The organism is Chryseobacterium sp. C3, from assembly GCF_014218905.1.
GTDB classification, from domain to species: Bacteria; Bacteroidota; Bacteroidia; order Flavobacteriales; family Weeksellaceae; genus Chryseobacterium; species Chryseobacterium mucoviscidosis.
The window spans coordinates 91,677-110,896 of sequence record NZ_JACLCU010000009.1 but is presented as its reverse complement, the minus strand read 5'-3'; the positions used below and the strand labels follow the sequence as shown (position 1 = coordinate 110,896).

The 19,220-nt window shown below is 37.3% G+C and carries 20 protein-coding genes; 5 read left to right on the top strand and 15 right to left on the bottom strand.

What is annotated here, in order from left to right; genetic code table 11:
• Positions 1 to 11: 11 nt before the first annotated feature.
• The 3 genes from H6W53_RS18695 to H6W53_RS18685 form a co-directional block, all read right to left on the bottom strand.
• On the bottom strand, positions 12 to 476 hold the full coding sequence (locus tag H6W53_RS18695; RefSeq protein WP_123840830.1) for a hypothetical protein: 465 nt from the start codon (positions 474 to 476) through the stop codon (positions 12 to 14).
• A gap of 17 nt (positions 477 to 493) precedes the next feature.
• Positions 494 to 700, bottom strand: coding sequence for a DNA-binding protein (locus H6W53_RS18690; RefSeq protein ID WP_098972190.1), 207 nt, complete (start codon positions 698 to 700; stop codon positions 494 to 496).
• A gap of 241 nt (positions 701 to 941) precedes the next feature.
• Complete coding sequence (locus tag H6W53_RS18685; protein ID WP_098972194.1) at positions 942 to 1,340, bottom strand: single-stranded DNA-binding protein; 399 nt, start codon at positions 1,338 to 1,340, stop codon at positions 942 to 944.
• 628 nt (positions 1,341 to 1,968) lie between these two features.
• Between H6W53_RS18685 and H6W53_RS18680 the strand changes: the two genes are divergently transcribed.
• Entirely contained in the window at positions 1,969 to 2,145 is a 177-nt protein-coding gene (locus H6W53_RS18680; RefSeq protein ID WP_098972196.1) for a histone H1, read from the top strand.
• Between the two features lie 56 nt (positions 2,146 to 2,201).
• On the opposite strand, the gene H6W53_RS18675 is transcribed toward H6W53_RS18680, so the two are convergent.
• The 9 genes from H6W53_RS18675 to H6W53_RS18635 form a co-directional block, all read right to left on the bottom strand.
• Positions 2,202 to 3,038: a toprim domain-containing protein gene (locus tag H6W53_RS18675; protein ID WP_098972198.1), complete on the bottom strand. Its 837-nt coding sequence runs from the start codon at positions 3,036 to 3,038 to the stop codon at positions 2,202 to 2,204.
• Between the two features lie 421 nt (positions 3,039 to 3,459).
• Positions 3,460 to 4,557: a hypothetical protein gene (locus H6W53_RS18670; protein ID WP_098972200.1), complete on the bottom strand. Its 1,098-nt coding sequence runs from the start codon at positions 4,555 to 4,557 to the stop codon at positions 3,460 to 3,462.
• Positions 4,558 to 4,618: 61 nt separating this feature from the next.
• Positions 4,619 to 4,825 carry a hypothetical protein gene (locus tag H6W53_RS18665; RefSeq protein ID WP_098972202.1) on the bottom strand — a complete coding sequence of 69 codons (207 nt, stop codon included), beginning with the start codon at positions 4,823 to 4,825 and terminating at the stop codon, positions 4,619 to 4,621.
• 58 nt (positions 4,826 to 4,883) lie between these two features.
• On the bottom strand, positions 4,884 to 5,588 hold the full coding sequence (locus H6W53_RS18660; RefSeq protein WP_098972203.1) for a hypothetical protein: 705 nt from the start codon (positions 5,586 to 5,588) through the stop codon (positions 4,884 to 4,886).
• Positions 5,589 to 5,590: 2 nt separating this feature from the next.
• Positions 5,591 to 5,842 (bottom strand): DUF3853 family protein, encoded by a 252-nt coding sequence (locus tag H6W53_RS18655; protein ID WP_098972205.1) that lies wholly within the window; start codon positions 5,840 to 5,842, stop codon positions 5,591 to 5,593.
• Between the two features lie 19 nt (positions 5,843 to 5,861).
• On the bottom strand, positions 5,862 to 6,401 hold the full coding sequence (locus H6W53_RS18650) for a hypothetical protein (RefSeq protein ID WP_098972207.1): 540 nt from the start codon (positions 6,399 to 6,401) through the stop codon (positions 5,862 to 5,864).
• A gap of 19 nt (positions 6,402 to 6,420) precedes the next feature.
• Positions 6,421 to 6,681 carry a helix-turn-helix domain-containing protein gene (locus tag H6W53_RS18645; RefSeq protein ID WP_098972243.1) on the bottom strand — a complete coding sequence of 87 codons (261 nt, stop codon included), beginning with the start codon at positions 6,679 to 6,681 and terminating at the stop codon, positions 6,421 to 6,423.
• Between the two features lie 164 nt (positions 6,682 to 6,845).
• Positions 6,846 to 7,577, bottom strand: a complete 732-nt coding sequence (locus tag H6W53_RS18640) for an RteC domain-containing protein (protein WP_228426248.1) — start codon at positions 7,575 to 7,577, stop codon at positions 6,846 to 6,848.
• Positions 7,578 to 7,777: 200 nt separating this feature from the next.
• Positions 7,778 to 9,424: a helix-turn-helix domain-containing protein gene (locus H6W53_RS18635; RefSeq protein WP_123840828.1), complete on the bottom strand. Its 1,647-nt coding sequence runs from the start codon at positions 9,422 to 9,424 to the stop codon at positions 7,778 to 7,780.
• Positions 9,425 to 9,728: 304 nt separating this feature from the next.
• Here H6W53_RS18635 and H6W53_RS18630 point away from each other — a divergent pair, with 304 nt between their 5' ends.
• The 4 genes from H6W53_RS18630 to H6W53_RS18615 are packed head-to-tail and all read left to right on the top strand — an operon-like array spanning position 9,729 to position 11,949.
• Positions 9,729 to 9,956 carry a hypothetical protein gene (locus H6W53_RS18630; protein ID WP_098972248.1) on the top strand — a complete coding sequence of 76 codons (228 nt, stop codon included), beginning with the start codon at positions 9,729 to 9,731 and terminating at the stop codon, positions 9,954 to 9,956.
• A gap of 17 nt (positions 9,957 to 9,973) precedes the next feature.
• Positions 9,974 to 10,141, top strand: coding sequence for a hypothetical protein (locus H6W53_RS18625; protein WP_172957637.1), 168 nt, complete (start codon positions 9,974 to 9,976; stop codon positions 10,139 to 10,141).
• A 9-nt stretch (positions 10,142 to 10,150) separates the two neighbouring features.
• Positions 10,151 to 11,656 carry a MauE/DoxX family redox-associated membrane protein gene (locus H6W53_RS18620; protein WP_098972250.1) on the top strand — a complete coding sequence of 502 codons (1,506 nt, stop codon included), beginning with the start codon at positions 10,151 to 10,153 and terminating at the stop codon, positions 11,654 to 11,656.
• Positions 11,657 to 11,688: 32 nt separating this feature from the next.
• Complete coding sequence (locus tag H6W53_RS18615; RefSeq protein WP_128572504.1) at positions 11,689 to 11,949, top strand: DUF6520 family protein; 261 nt, start codon at positions 11,689 to 11,691, stop codon at positions 11,947 to 11,949.
• Between the two features lie 38 nt (positions 11,950 to 11,987).
• Here the strand turns inward: H6W53_RS18615 and H6W53_RS18610 are convergent, their stop codons facing one another.
• The 3 genes from H6W53_RS18610 to H6W53_RS18600 all read right to left on the bottom strand — a co-directional run bounded on the left by H6W53_RS18610 (position 11,988) and on the right by H6W53_RS18600 (position 18,839).
• Positions 11,988 to 14,519, bottom strand: a complete 2,532-nt coding sequence (locus H6W53_RS18610) for an alpha/beta hydrolase family protein (protein ID WP_098972252.1) — start codon at positions 14,517 to 14,519, stop codon at positions 11,988 to 11,990.
• Positions 14,506 to 15,891 (bottom strand): RagB/SusD family nutrient uptake outer membrane protein, encoded by a 1,386-nt coding sequence (locus H6W53_RS18605; protein ID WP_098972254.1) that lies wholly within the window; start codon positions 15,889 to 15,891, stop codon positions 14,506 to 14,508. The genes H6W53_RS18610 and H6W53_RS18605 overlap by 14 nt, the downstream gene beginning before the upstream one ends.
• Before the next feature lie 80 nt (positions 15,892 to 15,971).
• Entirely contained in the window at positions 15,972 to 18,839 is a 2,868-nt protein-coding gene (locus tag H6W53_RS18600) for a SusC/RagA family TonB-linked outer membrane protein (protein ID WP_098972256.1), read from the bottom strand.
• Positions 18,840 to 19,220: the final 381 nt, after the last annotated feature.

The following is a 19,220-nucleotide window of genomic DNA, read 5'->3' as shown; positions in this document are numbered from 1 at the left end:
AATTTGTTGGGTTATGGATTAATTACAAAATGAGTATTGAAGTCTATTAGTTCCCATAATGAAAACTCCACTGTCCTAAATTCTTCTTCCGTATGCTTTCCATAGGCTTTATAAATGGCATTTCCATCCTTAGATATCTGCATCTGGTAATGACACAGACTATTTTTAGGTTGTTTCATTTCTTTTAAATCCTCTTTCTCTAATTCAATGAAAACTCTGTTTCTCTCAGAGAGCCATTCTTCAACCACAGGATAATATACTTTCGAAAATCTAAAGAACTCCACATGGGTGTCGAAATAGTTTAGAGACTTTATATCTTCATCGGTTTCAATGATTTTTATAACTTCAAGGCGTTTCTTTAGGGTTTGTTTCCACTCCCCTGTAATATTGATAATAGCAAAGTCGCAAGCATCCCATTCACTGTTGGTTTTTGCTTTTACAAGTAAATATTCCGTTGATATATCAGATCGTTTCATTTTTTTGTTTTTTTATGTTATGAATTATTCTTTACAGAGGTAAAAACCCCATTTATGTAGTAGCCGATAAGTGTTTCCCAAAGACGTATCAGGCTGTTTGTATCTACATAATACTTTTCTGATCGGTTACAGTAAATTATATATACAGGCACATCTGCGTACTCTTTATTATAGCTATACGCTTTTGCCAGTTTTTTGGCTTCGGTTCTTGATTTTGTTTTCATTTTCAGGGATTTTCATAAATATATGTTCCACTTGTTTTGAGAGGGTTTGCGCCTTGTGTCAATCGGATTTCCTTGTTAAATTTTAGTGACAAGCTTCTTGCATAGTGTATCGCAGTTGCCCTGTCACACTGGATTTTGAGGTATATTGCTACCTGCTCCCATTCTGTTCGGTCATTTCGAGACTTCATCTGAAAATTATATTGTGATTCCATAAGTTTTTAAGATAATCTTGGGGTAATTATTAAAATGGTAAATCATCATCTATGTCCCCTGCAAAAGGGTTACTTGATTCTTGCATTGCGTTTTGTTTTGGTTCGCTTTCAGAATTTTTACCGCTACCATGAAGCTTAATATCTGAAGTATGGAAGTTCAGTCCTGAATGGATTTCCCCATCCTTCCCTATCCATGCATTTGAGCTTATTCTGCCTGATAATTCTACTAAAGTTCCTTTGGTAAGGATTTTGGCAACATTCGGGCTTATCCAGTACGAACAATTGTAATAGGTTGTCAGCTCTTTGCGTTCTCCCTGCTTGGTCTTGTAGCTGTCATTGATGGCTACTGAAAAGTTCACGACCTGTCTGTCGTTTTTTAATGTGTTGATCTCTGCGTTTTTGGTAATTCTACCGACAATTGTGTTCATAATATTTTGTTTTAATTGTTAAAAATTGTTTTTGCTAATTGTAAAATTTCGAGTGATTTGATTCGGTATCGAGGACACTCGGCTTCTTTCTTTTTCCTCTTCAAGGCTTGAAAAGCACTATTTTGTTGTTGTTTTTGTTGTTTTTTCTGCTGATGTTAAAGAGCACTTTGTTGAATTTGATTCGTATAACTGAGGTTCCGGCTTTTTCCTTGCCAATGACCATAGTACAGGTTCAAGCACTTAAAACCGAAATGGAAAGCATTGAAATAGAGGCTCCGAAATCTTTTTGTCCGAAGGATTTAGGAGTGTCTGGAAAAATTGTTGGAGCGAAATGGAAAGAATTTTTGTAGAAACCCAAAAAGATTTTTTTAAGTGAATGAACCTGAACTACATTTGCAATCGTAAAAGCTAGACCGCTTGTTAGCAGAAGGTTCAACAAAGTTTTGACATTAGCGAAAGACCATTGAAAATCAATTCGATGAGGTCTTTATCTAGTGTTTTAAGGAATAATTATGTTTTTTTTTTAATTCATTTTATTAAAAGAGCAAGAAAAACGACTTTAAAAGAGTTTTTGCATATAAAATCTATTATTTTATATTTGCAGCTTTAAAACATAAAACGATCTTTAATGAAAGAACTATTAGAAAAAATTAACACAGAATTCGAAGCTTTTAAAACTGATTCAAATCTTCAGTTTGAAAAAGGGAACAAAGCAGCCGGAACAAGAGCTAGAAAAGCAGCTTTGGAATTAAGCAAGATTCTAAAGGATTTTAGAAAAATTTCCGTTGAAGAAGCAAAAAAATAGTCTAAAGCTCCCAATTTTGGGAGCTTTATTTCTATAGTATCATTACAATTTAGTTCTTATAACTTCCTTTGGCAAAACCATTCATTAAGATCCTTAAAATCTCGATAAATTAGAGAACAATCCTCTACATGTTTATAATTCATTAATATTTTGTTTTTAGTGATATTTCCATTAGAATCATTATCAAGAAAAAGGTAAATTTTATCGTATTCACTAAGTGTTTTTATTGCTTTGAAAAGCATTACCGTAGAATTGAGAATCAAATAATCAGAATTTTTAGTTTTTTCTATATTTTTGAAAGTTAAATAATCTAAAAAACCCTCAAATACCGTAATTTCTTTATTGTTTTGTTCTCCATGGATCAAAGTCATATCCTTTTTTCCCAGACAGATTTTAGAATACGAATTGCGGATTTCAAAACCACCTGAATTATTTTCAAAAGCAATTCCGAAATAATTTTTCCCGTTTAATTCGTAATGCAGTTCTCTAACCATATCTATCTGCTGATAAACTTTCCTTAATTTCAGGTATTGAATTAACACAGGATGCCCAATTCTTTTTACTTCCAATATCCTGTAATGAGGCCCTGTTGTAATCTCTTCCTTTTGTTGTTGATCCTGTATTGAAAAATCAAATTTTCTAAGGTATTTCAAAGCTTCCGAAACAGAACATTTGTTCACCTGCTGAACAATAGAAATGATATCATAACTCTTTCCTGTTCCAAAATCAAATGCTTTATTTTTAATAAAATCGACAGAAAGACTGGGAATCTTTTCGTCCCTGTCCAGCGCAAAATAAAAGGCTGTTTTCCCGTTTTCTTTCACAGGAAAAAGATTGAAGGATTCTAAAACCGTCCGGATTCCGACTTTTTGCTTGATTTTTTCGCAATTCATTTTTTTTCTTTTTAAAGCAATTTTTTACCCTGGATTTTCCTTTTAATAAAAAAAAGACTTTTATTATCTTTTAAATAAACTTTTAATAGTTCGTGGTATCTGCCTGTCGCAAAGCGTTTGCAATGATTTTCAAATGAGCGCAATTCCGAATTTAGAATGAGTGCAATTCCGAAATACAGATGAGTGCAATTCCGAAAAGATGCCCTTTACCGCATGAGTGCAATTCCGAATTAAACTTTGTTCTCACCACTTATTTTTACTGTATCTACCATTTTCATCGGCTTTGCCATCCCTCAATGAGTGCAATTCCGAAATCAGCATCATAAAAATCTAAATTTTAACATTTTCTTAACTTCAGCGAGTGCAATTCCGAATTCCGAATGAGTACAAATCCGAAATACGAATGAGCGCAATTCCGAAATCAGAGAATCACAGGATAACCATTGGGCAGTATTTCCCCCATTTTTGTTTCCCTGTAGAATTGTATAATAAGCGCCTGCATTTTGTTTAAAAAAGCCGTTCCCTGATAATTCGTGGATTTTATTCCTTCCAGCCTGTTCATCCTTATAAATTCGCCAAAAGCCTTTTCTATAAGTTGACGAGTTTGCGGAATAGTTTTGTATTGGTAGGAAAACTGGAGTATTTCGCGTTGTCCCAGACCATACCTTTTCTGAAAATAATAGAGTCTCTTTGCAATTCTTGATTTCTCCGCTGTGTGCTCCGACATATTGGTACCGCTTACCATTTTATTGTAAAAAGGATGAATGAAAATAGAATCGCCTTTGTAATGATAATTGAATGAAAGGGTATTGTACTTGTTGAAATTTATTTTTGCAGTTTTGAGGAACTTGAAACAAAAATCATTCGCGGTTTTATAGTTCAGCCCAAACTTTTTGTTCAGTGACGAAAGTTTTATCATGGTTCCATCTTCAGGAAGTTTTGAAAGCCAGATGGCAAAAATAATGTGCTTGTTGTTTCTGATATTATACACCAGATTGTAAAGGATGTAGTTATATTCAGGTATAATCATCAGCTTTTTCAGCCAGTAGCTGCTGATAAGAAAGGAAGTATATCCCCTTTGGTCATAACTTGGTGTGGAAATAAGCCCACCGAATGTTCTAATCTCTTTTCCTTTTGAGTTTACGGATTTATACCAGCCCATTTTGAACCGGGCAAGAAACTCATAGGCTTCTACAACCTGTTTGGTTGAGCCACTCGGAGAGATTTTGCTGTTCCGGATTTTAATAGAGGCAAAAATATTATTTTCAGTTTCAAATTCTTCATCAAATAAAGAGAGCTGCTTTGGACGGTCTTCAGGGCGGAACTGCTCACTACTGATAATCGAGATAATATTAAAAATAACACGAAGCGCATTGATGGGAATATCAGCCGCCTCCTGATCTTCAAAAATAAAATCGTCCACAAAATGATTGCCCAAGCGTATTCTTTCGGGAATTCTCTCATCTTTATCTTCAAATATCCTCCTGACAAGCCTTACATCTTTTTCCGGAATAGCCATACTTTATATTTTAAGTGCTTTTAACTTTGTTATTCTAACAGAACTCTATTCTTTGCAAGACCTACAGCAATTTAATTTTCTCACTTTTTAATGTTTTTGAACCATCGATAAGATTATAATACAGGTAATCTCCTGTTTCATCAGCTCTGAAAACTCTTTTCTCCACTTTCCCGAAATTGGGTATTCTAACTTTTTGAATTCCTTGATACTCGGCGATAATGCCATTGAGGCTTACTTTTTGTCCTGGCTTTATATCTGATAGTTTCATTTTTTATCGTTTTAAAATTTTAAATAGATAAACATCAATACTTATGTTCATTAAAGGATCATTTTGGAGGTTTAATAACAGGGATTGAATCTAAAGACAATTGTCCGTTATCATTCCTGTTTTTTATATAGGGCAAAAGATTTTTCAGTGAGGATTTCCAGTTGGTTATCGGTTTTCCTAAATTATTGCACCAGTTACTATTTGCCCATAAAGCGTACCTCTCCTTAATAGCGGAATGCATAGATTCTTCATAGCCGCTCAGCGTTTTAGCATAGTCTATAAATTCTTCCAAAGAAGGGATGTTGGCTATTATTTTAAAAGGATGCCTATTATCAAAGGATGCCTTCTCTTTCTGTTCTGTAGTTTCGGGAGTATTGATGACGGGTAAACCATCCAATGGCAAATTTTCATTTTTTTCTATTACCGGAATCCGAAGGTTATTTTTTCTTTTTGCCTTTTGGTCTTTTTCATCCTTTTGGATTGATAAAGAATAATCTGGCACTATTCTGTAAGAACAGGAGTACCCATTTTTACTTTCGTACCGGACCAGCCCTGAGTTGAGCAGCGCTTCTTTTGCAGATTTTACCGTTTTTCTTGTTAGTCCTAGTGTATTACCAATCGCTACGTCGGAAACAGTAACATCATATCTGTTATTATCGTTCGCTAATTTCAGCAAATACAGGTATATTGCAACAGCAGTGGTACCCAGTTGCGCTTTTGGGCCAGATTCCCAAAACTTTTGTATAAGTTCCTGATAATACATCGCTACTTCCGGGCAAAAAGCTCTAATACTTTTTGCTTATCAATGATGATAATTTTGCCCTTTTGTATAATGGCTTCATCCAACATTCCGGAGGATTTGATTTCCGAAGCTTTTGAAACAGAACAGCCCAGAACTTTGGCTAATCCTTTCAGTCCGTATTCATGCCTGTTTTCCGAACCAAAGTTTTTGATAATTTCCAAAAATTCCTCAACCGTCAGTTTCCAAAGGGGTGTTTGCGGATCTATCTTTTTCATTTTCTTTCTCTTATTAATTTTAGCTACCTTTTTTTTCCTTAGAAATCCAATTCCTTGCAGCAGCCTGCCAGCAGTTCATTAATTTCCCGTCACTTAATTTCCAACCCTGAGAATCATAAAAGGAATAAAACCCATATGCCTGAGCAGAAGGTAGATCACGTTCATTAAAATATAATTCTACTTCATGAAATTCAGGTGCAGAAAAGTTGTTTTCTTTTGGTAGTAATAATTCTTGCTCCGGGAATACTTTATGTACAGAAATTCCAGATTCCTCAAAGTCAACAATATCAACCAGGCTTCCAATATAAGGGTCGTAACTGGGGGAATACATAATGAATCCTGCCAGATGTAGTTCTTTAATACACTTATGATAGGTTCCAAGGGATTTTACCTTACCCAATCTCATGACCTCACCACGATAAATACGAAAGGGGCTTTGAAACCGGTTCATGCTCCAGCACTGAAAAAGCGCAACATAAATACTGATATGGGATGGATGTAACCGGTTATCTTTAATCACATGCGCAAAAAAATTGATGATATCTTTGGTCTGATTCATGATTTCCTGTTTTCTGTGATTATTTAGAATCTGTAAGCAACTTCTCAATGTCTTTGTAATTATAATACAAGATCCCCCCTATCTTCGTATAAGAAAGGGTTCCGTTGATTCTAAGATTCTGTAAGGTCCCGGAAGAAATATTCAGAAGTTTTTTGACCTCCGAAGTACGAAGCCATAATTTTTGTTCTGTCGTTCTTACCTGAAGCAGGGCTTTAATATCATCCAGCAGCTCAATCTTAAATTGCTGGAGGTCTTCTTTTGTGATAATGGATACTGTCATGATTTCAAAAATTATTTTATTTGACAAATTTTGGGAATCATGCGGGATTTCTTTCGGTAGGTCTTCGGTACTACCGAAAGATTTTTATATACCCCTTATCAATAAAGAAATTGTGGGAAAAGTACTAATAATATGATTTATTGTGTACAAACAGGGAAAAATGGCTATTGATCACCATCTTGGAATGATTGATTCAAATGATCACTAAGCAGCTGAAGGAATTTAGTAGGGTTGGTTTTTCTGCTTTTTATCTCATGAAGTGTCTTATAAAAGTTTCCCAGGTTAATATTGAGTGACTTTTCAGTAAATTTAATAATCTCACTAAACTCAATATTGCCACCATTAAATGAACGGGTATTGTGGAGCGCATATAGAAGTTCCACCAAAGCAGATTTTGACGCAGACCATTGCAGCGGGGATTTATCGGTTATCTTTTCGTATACATACACATTAATTTCTGCAATGGATTTCAAAAGATATTTTTCCAATCGGTCATTAGCCATAATTTGGGAAATAAGGTGGTCATGTGAGGTGGCAAATTTTTCATCATAATCATAAAGACCGGCTTCTATTTTCGTTTTCAGATCAAACTGATTCCGGACGAAATATTTTTGATCAAGATAGGTGGCTCTACGTCTATAGTACTCATAAAAATCGATGTGGTTTTCATAAAAATTTTTCAACACTTCCAATTCGCATTCAAAATATTCTTTCAGGCTTAATTCTCCTGCATTTGGTTTGGCCGCCTCAATTGATAAAAGCTTTGAAAAATAAATAAACTGCGAGATGAAAACGGGCTTGATGTCCTTGAAGAAATAAACTTCGTCGGCAACCGTTGAAAACTGATATAAGCTTACCTCCTGTTTAATGATTCTTATTACAGAATCAATTTCCATCAATGATCTCTCATATAAATCAATAGGATTATTTTTTTGATCAAAACTAATCTGTTCAAGCTTTTTCCCTAAACTAGTCTCTAATCGCTTACACTTTTTAAAAAACGAATTGGCATGCATATTTTAAATAATAAGTATGAATTTTAAAGAATTATAACAAATGTTTAATGATAAATTACACAGCATGAAACCCAATAAAATTATGAATCACCAAACTCATCATTGATTTTTTGAATATATTCTGAAGGCGTTAAAGCTGTTAATTCAATAAAAAATGTAGAAAATTTGGGTCTTGTGGAAAATCCGCATTCATCGGCTATCGTATCAATGGAATACTTCCTCCATTGCACATTGGTTCTTAGCATTTCTTTAGCATAGTCGATCCGTAACCTATTGATGTACGTATTAAAATTAGCTCCTTTATATTCATTTATAACCGCCGATAAATAAGCAGTATTCGTTTTCAGCCTTTTCGCGAGCTGATTTTGAGTAAGCCTTTTTTCTAAATAAAATTTGTTTCGCTCCATAATTTCGAGCTTTTCCAATATTTCGTTTGTCAGATTCTCAGGCAACTTGGAATGTTTTATTGAAACTGTGTCTTCATGGACTTCTTTTTCTAAAATCGGGTCGTTAACAATTTGGTACTTTTTAGCACCTTTTCTTACCTTATAATACCTTGCGGATATTACGAGCAAAGCACCGAAAGAAATTCCTGCAATAACATATCCATAAAAAGCTGAAGATTCCAGTCTTTTTTTGGATGTAAGCAAGTCATTGGTATCATATTCTTTAATGATTTTTCCTGAAAGGTATTTAAAATCATTATGCATCATCCGGTCAAACCGCAGTAATTGTTTGGTATAATACAATTCTTTCTTGTTATCATTTTTATCTTTGTAATGTGTGATAAGCAGCTCAAACGCTTCCCTTACTGAAGGATGTGCAAAATTTCGTCCCAGAAATATACTATCTACTTTTTCTAAATAATTAATACCTTCATTTTCATTGTGATTTCTTAATAGAATTTTACCTTTTAAAAAATAGATCAGCGATGCATTGGTAAAATCACTTTTCTTTTCAATGCCTGCCAAAGCAATATTAAAATTCGACAATGCCTCTCGGTCATTTTCTCTTAGGTAGTCTAGAATCCCACTCAGCTTATAAAAATAGCTTCTTTCTATATAAAAATTTTTATCCTCGGCCGAAGCCTCCAATCCTTCATTAATAAGATCGGAAACCTCATTTATTTTTGATTGATAAAACAGACAGATACCCATCTGATGAAGGCTGTTCAAATATCCCTTCTTCATATTGTATCGAAGATTGGGAAAATCTGTGGGAACGCTTGTATCTCTATAATAAGATCGGCACTTTGAAAAAAGTGTAAAGGCTTCTTCATAATATCCTAGATAACTTTTGACAACTCCTATATGGTACATATTCTTATGATACAAATAGGGATCTTTACTTTTGTCTAAATATTGCCAAGCCTGCAGATACTGATCAAGAGCCTTCTGATATTTTCTGTAGGTAAAGTAGTAAACACTTCCTTTTGTTAGATAGGAATTTCCGATAAGATCGGGGTCATTTGTTTGGGAAGCAGCCCATACAGCACTATCTGCATATTCTATTTTTTTATTTCTCGAAAAGCTCACGGCGTCCCGATATGCCTGGGTCAGTTCCTTATAATTTTTAAATGCTTTCGCCTCTTTAATATAGATATTGACAAACTCAAGAGCACGTTCATCGTTTTCTTCAAAATTATCATAACGTACCCTGTAATCAGAATATCTCTGACCATTAACCAAAAAGCAAAATAAAACACAAAAACAGAATATTATTTTCAAAATAAAAATAATTTAACAGAATAATGTTAATTATATTATAAATATGATTCAAAATTAAGCAAAATGAATCAAGCAAAAAATTATTTCTACACTTTAGGAATCATGCATTACGAATACAATAAAACTATCTGACTTACAATCAATTAACTCATTAATAAACGAGGATCCGATTTATAAATCGGATCCTGAAAATTTATAAATCGAATCCATCACCCTTTTTTTTCGAAAAATTCATGCTCTAAATTCGCTTTCAGAATTCTAAAAAACTACCGGCCGGGATTGTTAATTATTTAATCCCAAAATCATGAAAACCAAAATATTAATACTGCATATTGTTGCAGGAATTTTACTTTCATTTGTTATTTTATCCTGTCGTGAAGAAAGCCTTCCGCAGATTCCTTATCCGGAGATGCCTGTTCTTACGACTGAAAGAATGGTCTTAAAAGCAGACAGTACTCAACTTGAAAATGAATTGGAAACCAGTGAAAAAGATCCGCCAAAGGACCGGGACAACTGGAAAACCAGTAAGTAACCAAATTTTGAACCAACATGGAGACTCAGGTGCAACTCATCATTGAATCGGGAATGGCCTGTCCCGTTAGTGGAATATGGAAAACCATAGGACCTCTTACTACTACCATCCCGGTAAATGAAAAATCTGCTATGCCTACCTATTGTGGCGTAAAAGTACTCTGGATATTATTATACCATTGTTAAAATCTTATTATGAAAAAGAAACTAACACAATTTCCGATATGGATTGCTTATTTTTTTATCCTGTTGTTTTGCTACGCAGCCATCAGCAAAATATTTGATTTTGAAAATTTTCAGGTGCAGATTGCCCAGTCTCCATTGTTAAGTGCTTATGCTATAATAATTACCTATGGAATACTTTTCCTTGAACTATTGGTCTGTTTCTTTTTGATATTTGATAAAACGAGATTTATTGGATTGTACAGTTCCTACATACTGATGGTTCTCTTTAGTATCTATATTTATCTTATCCTCAATTATAGTGAGTTTATTCCCTGTTCCTGCGGTGGGATTCTTGAAAAAATGGATTGGCAAACACATCTCATTTTTAACATAATATGCGTTGTGGTTGTCATAGTTGCTCTTAGTATAGACACCTATGTAAACCACAAAAAACAGGGGAAGCTCTTCTTCAGCCTTCTGATCACAGCAGGGCTCTGTATTACCGGAATGCTCATCATGTATCAAAAGTCAGAATATATTCTTAAGAAAGATAATGGTTTTCAAAGAAGATTTTTACAGCATCCTATCCTTAAAAATGGGACTTATGATTTAAAACTGAACTCCTATTATTTTGCCGGCTTTTCAGGCGACACCCTATATCTTGGGAATTACACAGCGCCGTTCTCACTCACAAAGATTACCAATTTTACGGGAATGGAACGAAGAAATCTGCAACTCGGCCGCACAGACATTAATTTCAGGTCTCCCCTGCTTGAAGTTACAGACAGTCTTATCACATTGTATGACGGAACAATCCCGATCATTTTTGAAGGAACAACCGGGAGCAATAAGCTCACTGAACAAAATATTGGAAAAACTTATTTCAGGAAAATCGAACGAATTGATTATAATCACTTTCTCATAGGTGCTTTCCACCGCAAAAAGCAGATTCAGAGTCTGGGGATTATCAGTAAAGGGAGCAAGGATTCTGTAAGGTTTAATCCACAGCTTTTGGAAAAGCATAAAGAAGGTTTTTTTGAGCCCGATGGACAATTAAATTATGATCCTTTTACAGGTAAGGTTGTTTATGTTTACCATTATAAAAACATGTTTGTAGTTACTGATCGAAATATTAAATCAAAACATGTATTCAGGACTATTGATACCGTCAGCATTCCACGGCTAGGCCTTTCCCACTTAGCCGATGGCAGCAGAAAACTTAACAATCCTTTGGTGGTTAACAAAAGGTCAATTGCCTATAAAGGGGTTTTGTTTGTGGAGTCGGACCGCAAAGGAAAGCTGGAAAAAGACAGGGGTAATAAAGCAATTATACTTGATCTTTATTCTATTCAAGAGCAGAAATACCTTGGCAGTATCAGTATTCCCAACAGAAATAAGGAGCAACGTGTACAATTTACTATACAGGGAAACCAATTGTATGTAATGATAGAAAATGAACTGATCAGATATCGTTTTGCGCAAAACATCACTCAACATTTCATTTCAGGGGAAGCCGAAAACCTGTACAAAGAGTAGGCACCAATAATAAATTTATAACAATGAAAAAAATGAGAAAAATCGCATTGCCATTGGCTATCCTGTTAATCGGAGCAGGCAGTGCGTATGCTACCAATGTAGCATCAGAGACTAAAAAAGCTGATATTCCTGGATGGAAAATTGATCTCGAAAATCCGGAACAGCCTTGTGTCATGACAAGTCAGCTTTGTACGACAGATAATACTGGTATTGTCTGTACAGTAAGTGACGCTTCTGGTGTCCATGACCTGTATGAATCCAGTTGCGAAACTGAATTATTCAGAATTCCTTAACTGTTAGTTATTACCAACTACTAAAAGAAGGGTGCGCTTTATTGAGCACCCTTTGTGTATTTCTGTATCCAGGGGATATTTTTTTTATTCTTCAAATGATAATTAAACCAATCCAGAATTTTAAGGGTCAGGTCTTTCTGAGCTTCAGCCTTGCTTAAACTGTGGCCTTCTTTATCATAAAACAAGGCAATAACAGGCTTGCGGTATTTCCTTAAGGCAATAAACATCGACTTAGTTCCTTCAGGGCTAACATTTCCGTCATCAGTCCCCGTCCACAACAGCATGGGTGCACTGACATTCTGAACAGACATGATCGGATTATTTTTGATGTATTTTTCCGGATTTTCCGCCACCGTGGCTTTGAACCAGTACTGACGGCCTTCATATCTGTAATAGTCGGGAGCATTAAAATGATAATTATACGCATAGTAGGTTCTTACCACATCCGAAACTGCTGATCCAGAGACATAGGCTGCAAAACGGTTCGAATGTCCGGCAATAAAGTTAGTTTCATAACCGCCAAAAGACTGCCCCATGAGCCCGATCTTTGTCATATCCACATTCCTGATTTTCTGTAATTCGTCTAAGGCATTATTAATGCTTTCCAGTGCTGAAATTCCTGCTCCTTTGTCGGATTGTGAGATATCAGCAAGCATTACGGCAAAGCCTTCCTCCATCAATAATGGAATGTTCAGTCCGGTCGGATTCGAGAAGGAAGGCCGCAGAAATCTTTTGGTCATATAATCTTGCTTCTCATATACATGGAGCACTACTGGGTATTTTTTTGAGCGGTCATAACCAAGCGGCATATACAAAGTACCGCTTATGGTTTCTCCATCCGAGCCTTTGTAAGAAATTTTAATCAGCTCTGCCTGTTCAAATTTTTGATTATTCTGATCTGAAACATACATAACCTTTGCGTCTTCTTTTCCTTTCTTTACCACGAGTCTAGGGCGCTTATTGTAGTTTTCTTCAATCCAGTAATAATTTTCACCCTGATTCATCTTTTTAAATTCCGTGATCTCATCAAGAGTCGGCTTTTGGATGATATGCAGCTTCCTGTTTTTTAAACTGGCATAGCTGGTATGGCTATTCTTCGGATTCGTGATTTTTACCAGCAAGCTCTTTTTGATATCTGCTGTCCTGAAGTCTCTACCGTATCCTAATTCCGTACTGGTTCTTGTAAAATCCACCATCTCGATTTCTGAATCATCATTGGCGGTAAACATTTCTTTCATTCTCTGAGTGGCCAGATTATATTCCAAGATCCTGTTTCCTCCTACCCACAGAACTTCTTTCTCAGAAGTAAAATAAGGAATCATAGCAGCAGAAACCTTTACATCTTCCATCACCAGGGTTAGCGTATTGTACAGCTGCCAGTTGTTTTCCCTCTGGATTAACAAATACTTACCGGATGGTGAGATGACCATCTGTTTCCGTAGATCCGTAATCAGGGTATAGGTACCGGTTACCGCATTCCACAAATACAGCCTGTCAAAGCTATTCCCTCCTGCTTTATCCATTTTGTCGACTTGCTGTTTGTCGGTTTCATACATCAGGTAGCGTGAATTGCCGATAGCAGTCTCCCCGAAATATCCGGGGCGGGTCATCAGGACTTGCTTACCGCTTACCGGCTCCCAGTCCACCCGGATAAATTCTGTGATCGCCTTTGCATGCTTTTTAAGGTCGAAGTCCGTTCCGTACCAGATATCAACCATTCCTTTTGAAGGCGGGATTTTCTTTCCTAATTTAAGGACAATACTATTATCAGAACGCGAAGGATTTAAGGTCATCTGATCATAGTCGGCGTACCCACTTCCGTCAAATATATATTGTTTTTTATCCTGAGAAATATTGCATAATTTGGTTTTTCCTTTCTTTCCGGTCTGAATTAGGAAGCCTTTCTGTTTCATGCCGGAAGGCAGAACATTGCTCAGTTCATCACGGGTCGAAAAGATCCCTTCAAAGATCCCTTTATTCAAAATCAAAGCTTCATTCAGATCACCTGTTTTCTTTTTAGCGATGGTCTCTTCACCTTCGGAATAGATATGCTGAATACCGGAAATGGTTTGCCTAAGGTTCGTATCATCATCATAAACTTCCAGCCTGTTTCCTTCTTTTTCGGTATACAGTACCATAAGAGTATTCTGCTGTTTATTGTAGATGCATTTTTTGACATGATAAAAAAAAAGGGATTTTCCTGTTTCGGGATTAAGGTATTCTAGGGTATCTTTTGCCTGTATCACAAGGTGATTCCCCACAAACATGATAAAATCAATATCTTTTCTTTTTTGTCTATTGTCTTTATCCACTGTGCTTTGCAGCATCATTTTCTTTGTCCCGTCAGAAGTGAAAATATACCATGCCAGCCATTTGCCGTTATCAGAAGCTTCGGGAAATTTCATTTCTTCGGTATCCTTAACCAGCTTTTCCAGATGCTCATACCGCTGGGCTGAAAGGTTTTGTGGCATAATAATGAGAAGAAATATCCATACTACTACATAGAAACTTCGCCTTAGGAAAGATTTGAAAGTGATATAATCAATATGTGACGCTTTAATATCCATCATTTTGTGGTGTTAAGTGACTATTCAAAAGCATTTCTTTCTGCGGGAGTGGCAGATATTGATTGGCCAGTTTCCAGTTAGGCTTTACCGTTTGTAAAAGGTCCAATTGTCCCCATCTTTTAAGGTCAATAAACCGGCTTCCGTGTTCTGCAAAAAATTCTTTTCTTCTTTCATTTTTTATTTCTTCCATCGCTTGGGCCTGTGAAATAGAGGTATTGAGAGGTGTTAGCCCCGCCCTTTGTCTTGTCTGATTGATAAAAGGAACTGCCTGGGCTGTTTTGTTCTGCATGGTTAAAGCTTCCGCCAGCATCAGGTACACATCTTCCAGTCTGTAAATGATAGAATACTCTGTCGTATTAGTAGCGGTAGTCACCTTATATTTGGTCTGTTTGTAATTGATCTGGGAACCAAATATCACTGGTGTGAAATAGTTTTGTCTTCTGAGGTCAGCCGAAGAAAAGGAAGCGATTAGATCCGGATTCAAAATAAATGAGGTAGGTGCGCCCACAAAATTATAAAGTACAGCTTCGCTTGTCGGGTCAGTATTGTTCTTAGGTTTCAGCTGCCAGATAATATGCTTTCCTGCTTTCTGAAATACTTTGGAAAGGTCATTTTGAAAAACATAGTCAGTATTCTGGATGACCGTTTGGCATAAGGCTTCTGTTTCCTGCCATTTTCCCAGCATCATTTTCAATTTAGCCTGTAAAACCAAGCCTGCTGCTTTGTTGACATAAATCCTTTCTGCATTCCGGTATGCTGAAGGCAGAAAGTTCACCGCTTCCAAAATATCGGCATCCAGCCTTGGCAGAAATTCAGTCTTAGGCATTCTGCTTAAGGTCGAATTATATACATAATCTGTCGTAGTAGTATATGGAATCTCCCCGTACATTTGGTACAGGTAATAATAGATAAGGCATCGGATGAGCATTGCTTCGCCCTTTATTCTGCTTTTTGCTGCTAAAGAAAGGCTTTGGGATTTTTCTACCCCTTCTATGATACTGTTGGCCATATACACCTGCTGATAAGCCGTCGTCCATACCTGGCTCACGGTAGCATTGGTCGCCAGCGGCTGGTTATGGTAGATATCCAGGATTCCGTTTCCGGCACTGGTAAAAACGCATGTAATATCATCGGTATAATTTCCCAGTAAAGCACCGGAGCCATCTGTGGTGCCGCTGATCACGGAACCGGTCCATAGTCCGGAGTACAATCCTGCGAGTGCCGCATCTGCGGTTTTCTCATCTTCAAATACCTGCTCTGTGGCCAGTTGGTTGTTCGGAAAATCTGTTTCTATAAATTTCTCACACGATACTGCGCTTAAAGCAGCATAAAGCATCAAAAGAAGTGCTATTATAGAGTTTATAATATTTTTCATTGTTAGTTGCTAAAAGTTATTACATATAAAATCATCAATCATCTCAATCGTTAATGATTTCAAATCATTAATGTTAATTGTTAAAAAGTCACCTGGAATCCTAATGAATAGGTCTTTAGCGGCGGAAGGTAGCCTACGAGGTAAAACTCGGGGTCCATTCCAAAATAATTGGTGATGGTCATAAGGTTTTGTCCTTGCACATAGATCATAGCTTCTTTGATGCCCATCTTTTGCATGGGAATGCGGTAGTTCAGCTGTACATTCTTAAGCCTGATATAGGAAGCATCACTTATTGCCGCTGTTGAGTTCTGAAAGAACCCGTGCAGGGAAAGCTTCTGGGGGTTGTATCCTGCTGAATATTCCATATAGCTGCCTCCTGGGTTAGATGGTGACCATGCATCCAGTACTTCTACGGGCTGATTGCTGAGTGCTCCGGGCAGAAGCATCTGGCGGTTGTAATTCCAGTTTCTCTGTTTTACAAACTGCCACAGGAAAGAAGCTGACCAGTTTCCCCACCTGAAATTATTCGACCATCCTCCGAAAAACCGGACACCCAGCTTTTCCACTGCCTTATTATCATCGGGGGAGGTAATCTTTCCGTCACCATTAAAATCCTTAAACTTATAGAGTCCGGTGGCAGGGTCTATGCCTTCATACTGGTACACCCTGGCAATGGTGGTAGGATATCCGATCACATACTGATTGGAATAGGTAGAGCCTTCGAGGTTTGGAAATTCTACAAGCGTATTATTGGGAATGCTTAGGTTAAAAGAGGTGTCATATCTGAACTTTCCTTTTCTCAAAACCTGAACCGAGGTATCTAATTCCCAACCTGTATTCCTGATCTTTGCCGGAAGATTAGACTGTACTGAAGGAAAGCCCGTGGTGGCTGGAAGCGGAATTCCCACCAGCTGATTGGAAGAAGTATTTTCATAATAAGCTCCTGAGAAATTAAAGCGTCCGTTCCAGAGTCCTAATTCCAGTGCCAATTCTTTTTTCAGGGTCTTTTCCCAGCTGAAATCAGGGTTATACAAACGGGCCGGATTTAAACCGGTCTGCCCGTTATAAATACCCGATGAAATGATATAGGTATTGAGATACTGGTAATCTCCTATTTTATCGTTCCCCGTGGTTCCGATGCTTCCCCGAAGCTTACCCAGACTCAGCCATTTTACATCTTTCAGAAATGGCTCTTCTGAGAAAAGCCACGCCGCGCCTACGGCTCCGAAGTTTCCGAAACGGTTATTAGCTCCAAAACGGCTGGAACCGTCACGCCTTCCGGTAAGATTCACAATATATCTTTTTTTCAGCTGGTAGTTAAAGCGGGCAAAAACGGCTGTATAGTTATACTGGCTGCGAACCTGGTCGGAGATGGTTTTTACGCTGGCGGCTCCAATATTATCAATCAAAGCATTGCTCTCAAAGCCTTTTCCCTGGATAGCTCCCTGTTCCGATTGTGTTTTTTGCAGGGTTGCTCCCAATAAAAATTCAAACTGGTGATTTCCGGTTTTGTAGGCTCCCACCAGCTGGGGTTCGAGGATATAGGAAAAGTTCACCTGGTTATTCCGGGAAGAAGTGGAATTCATGCTGGTCTGTCCGAAAGAAGGATTATTGATCGTATGAGGCTTTATCGATCGTTCTTCGAAATTCTGATAGCTAATTCCGGCGTTCATTTTTAGAGAAAGAAAAGGAAACAGCTTATAAGACACATTCAGCCCGTTATTAAAAAAGGCGGTCTTATTGGAATACTCACTCAAAAGCGAAGCCACCGGATTGTTAAAGGTTCCGTTCTCCCAGTTGATGCTCCCATCTGAGGTATAGAGTGCCGGAGCATTGGGACTCAGCATAATGCTCTTTAGCGTAAGATCATCATTCTGCACATTGTTTTGCTGAAAAGAGAAGGTGTTCACCAGGTTAAATTCCAGTTTTCTGTCTGGAGTAAGATAGCTGAAATTGGCATTAATATTATTGGTTTTATATTTAAAATCAGCTGGCAAAACAGTAGTCTGCTCATTATGGCCGTAACTGATTTGGTAAGAAAAGTTTTCAGAGCCGCCACTCATGGACAACTGAACGCTGTAGGCATCTGCCATGCTTCCGATCAGTTCTTTCTGCCAGTCGGTGTGTCGGGATTGATCCCAGGTTCCATTGATGTCATACATGGTAGCAGGATAGGCTACATTATCATTCTGGAATGCCTGACGACGCATACTGATGTACTGCTCCGTGTTCATCATTTCCATAGGCCTAGTAATCCTGCTTAAGGAATACGAGGTATTAAGCTTGAGCTCAGATCGTCCTTTCTTTCCTCTTTTAGTGGTTACAATGATCACCCCGTTGGCTCCTCTTGATCCGTAAATGGCTGTTGCATCAGCATCTTTTAAAATCTCAAAGCTCTCAATATCATTCGGATTGATGGCATTCAGGGGATTGATAGAGGACCACGGAAGGATTTTAGTGGAATACAGCGAAGGGGTCTCGGAAGCCTGAGGAACTCCGTCGATAATATATAAGGGTTCATTCCCTTCACGGCGGATACTGTTCTTTCCCCTGATCTGGATATCGAATCCGCCTCCCGGGGTTCCGGTATTCTGGGTAATGCTTACTCCTGACATTCTTCCCTGAGCAGCGGATAGCACATTGGTGACAGGCTGGTTTTCGATATCCTTAGCTGAAACTTTGGCTATGCTTCCGGTGCGTTCTTTATCTTTGACCTTATAATATCCTGCATTTAGCACTACTTCTTCAATGCTGCTTACTTTTTCCGAAAGAGGTTTATTTAAAGGGGATAAGGTATCGGTCTTTTCCCTGAGTACGGAAGCTTCAGGGGTATTCTTTCGGGAAATAGTATCAGAATTGCTCTGTATCTGTGCATGAAAAGAGACGCCTGCTACCGTCAGCATAACGACACATGAAACGTGCCCTATGCTGGTATAGGATTTTTTCATAAATTTGAAAAGTTTAATTCGTTAAACGACAGCTCTTTCTCTACGGTCTGCAAACTTTAAAGGAAAGGGCTTTTTTATTTCTTATTGTTCTGTAACAAAAAGATAACTAAGTATCATTATAATAGGTGCTGCTTATTTTCATTTGATGGTCTTTTATGGTTTCATTGTGTTTTTAAATATTGTCTAGGAGAAGGTTTTGGGAGATTACAAAACCTCCAACCTAAACACATCATAAAGAATTAATATGAATGAAATTAACCTCGAGTGTGAACTGTAAAGCTCCAATGGATGCGCTGCCATTGTATCCTATCTAATCTTTATAGTAAAAGCAGCTTAGAGAAATGTAGAGAAGGCGGACATCATTGAAAAAACAGCGTGGAA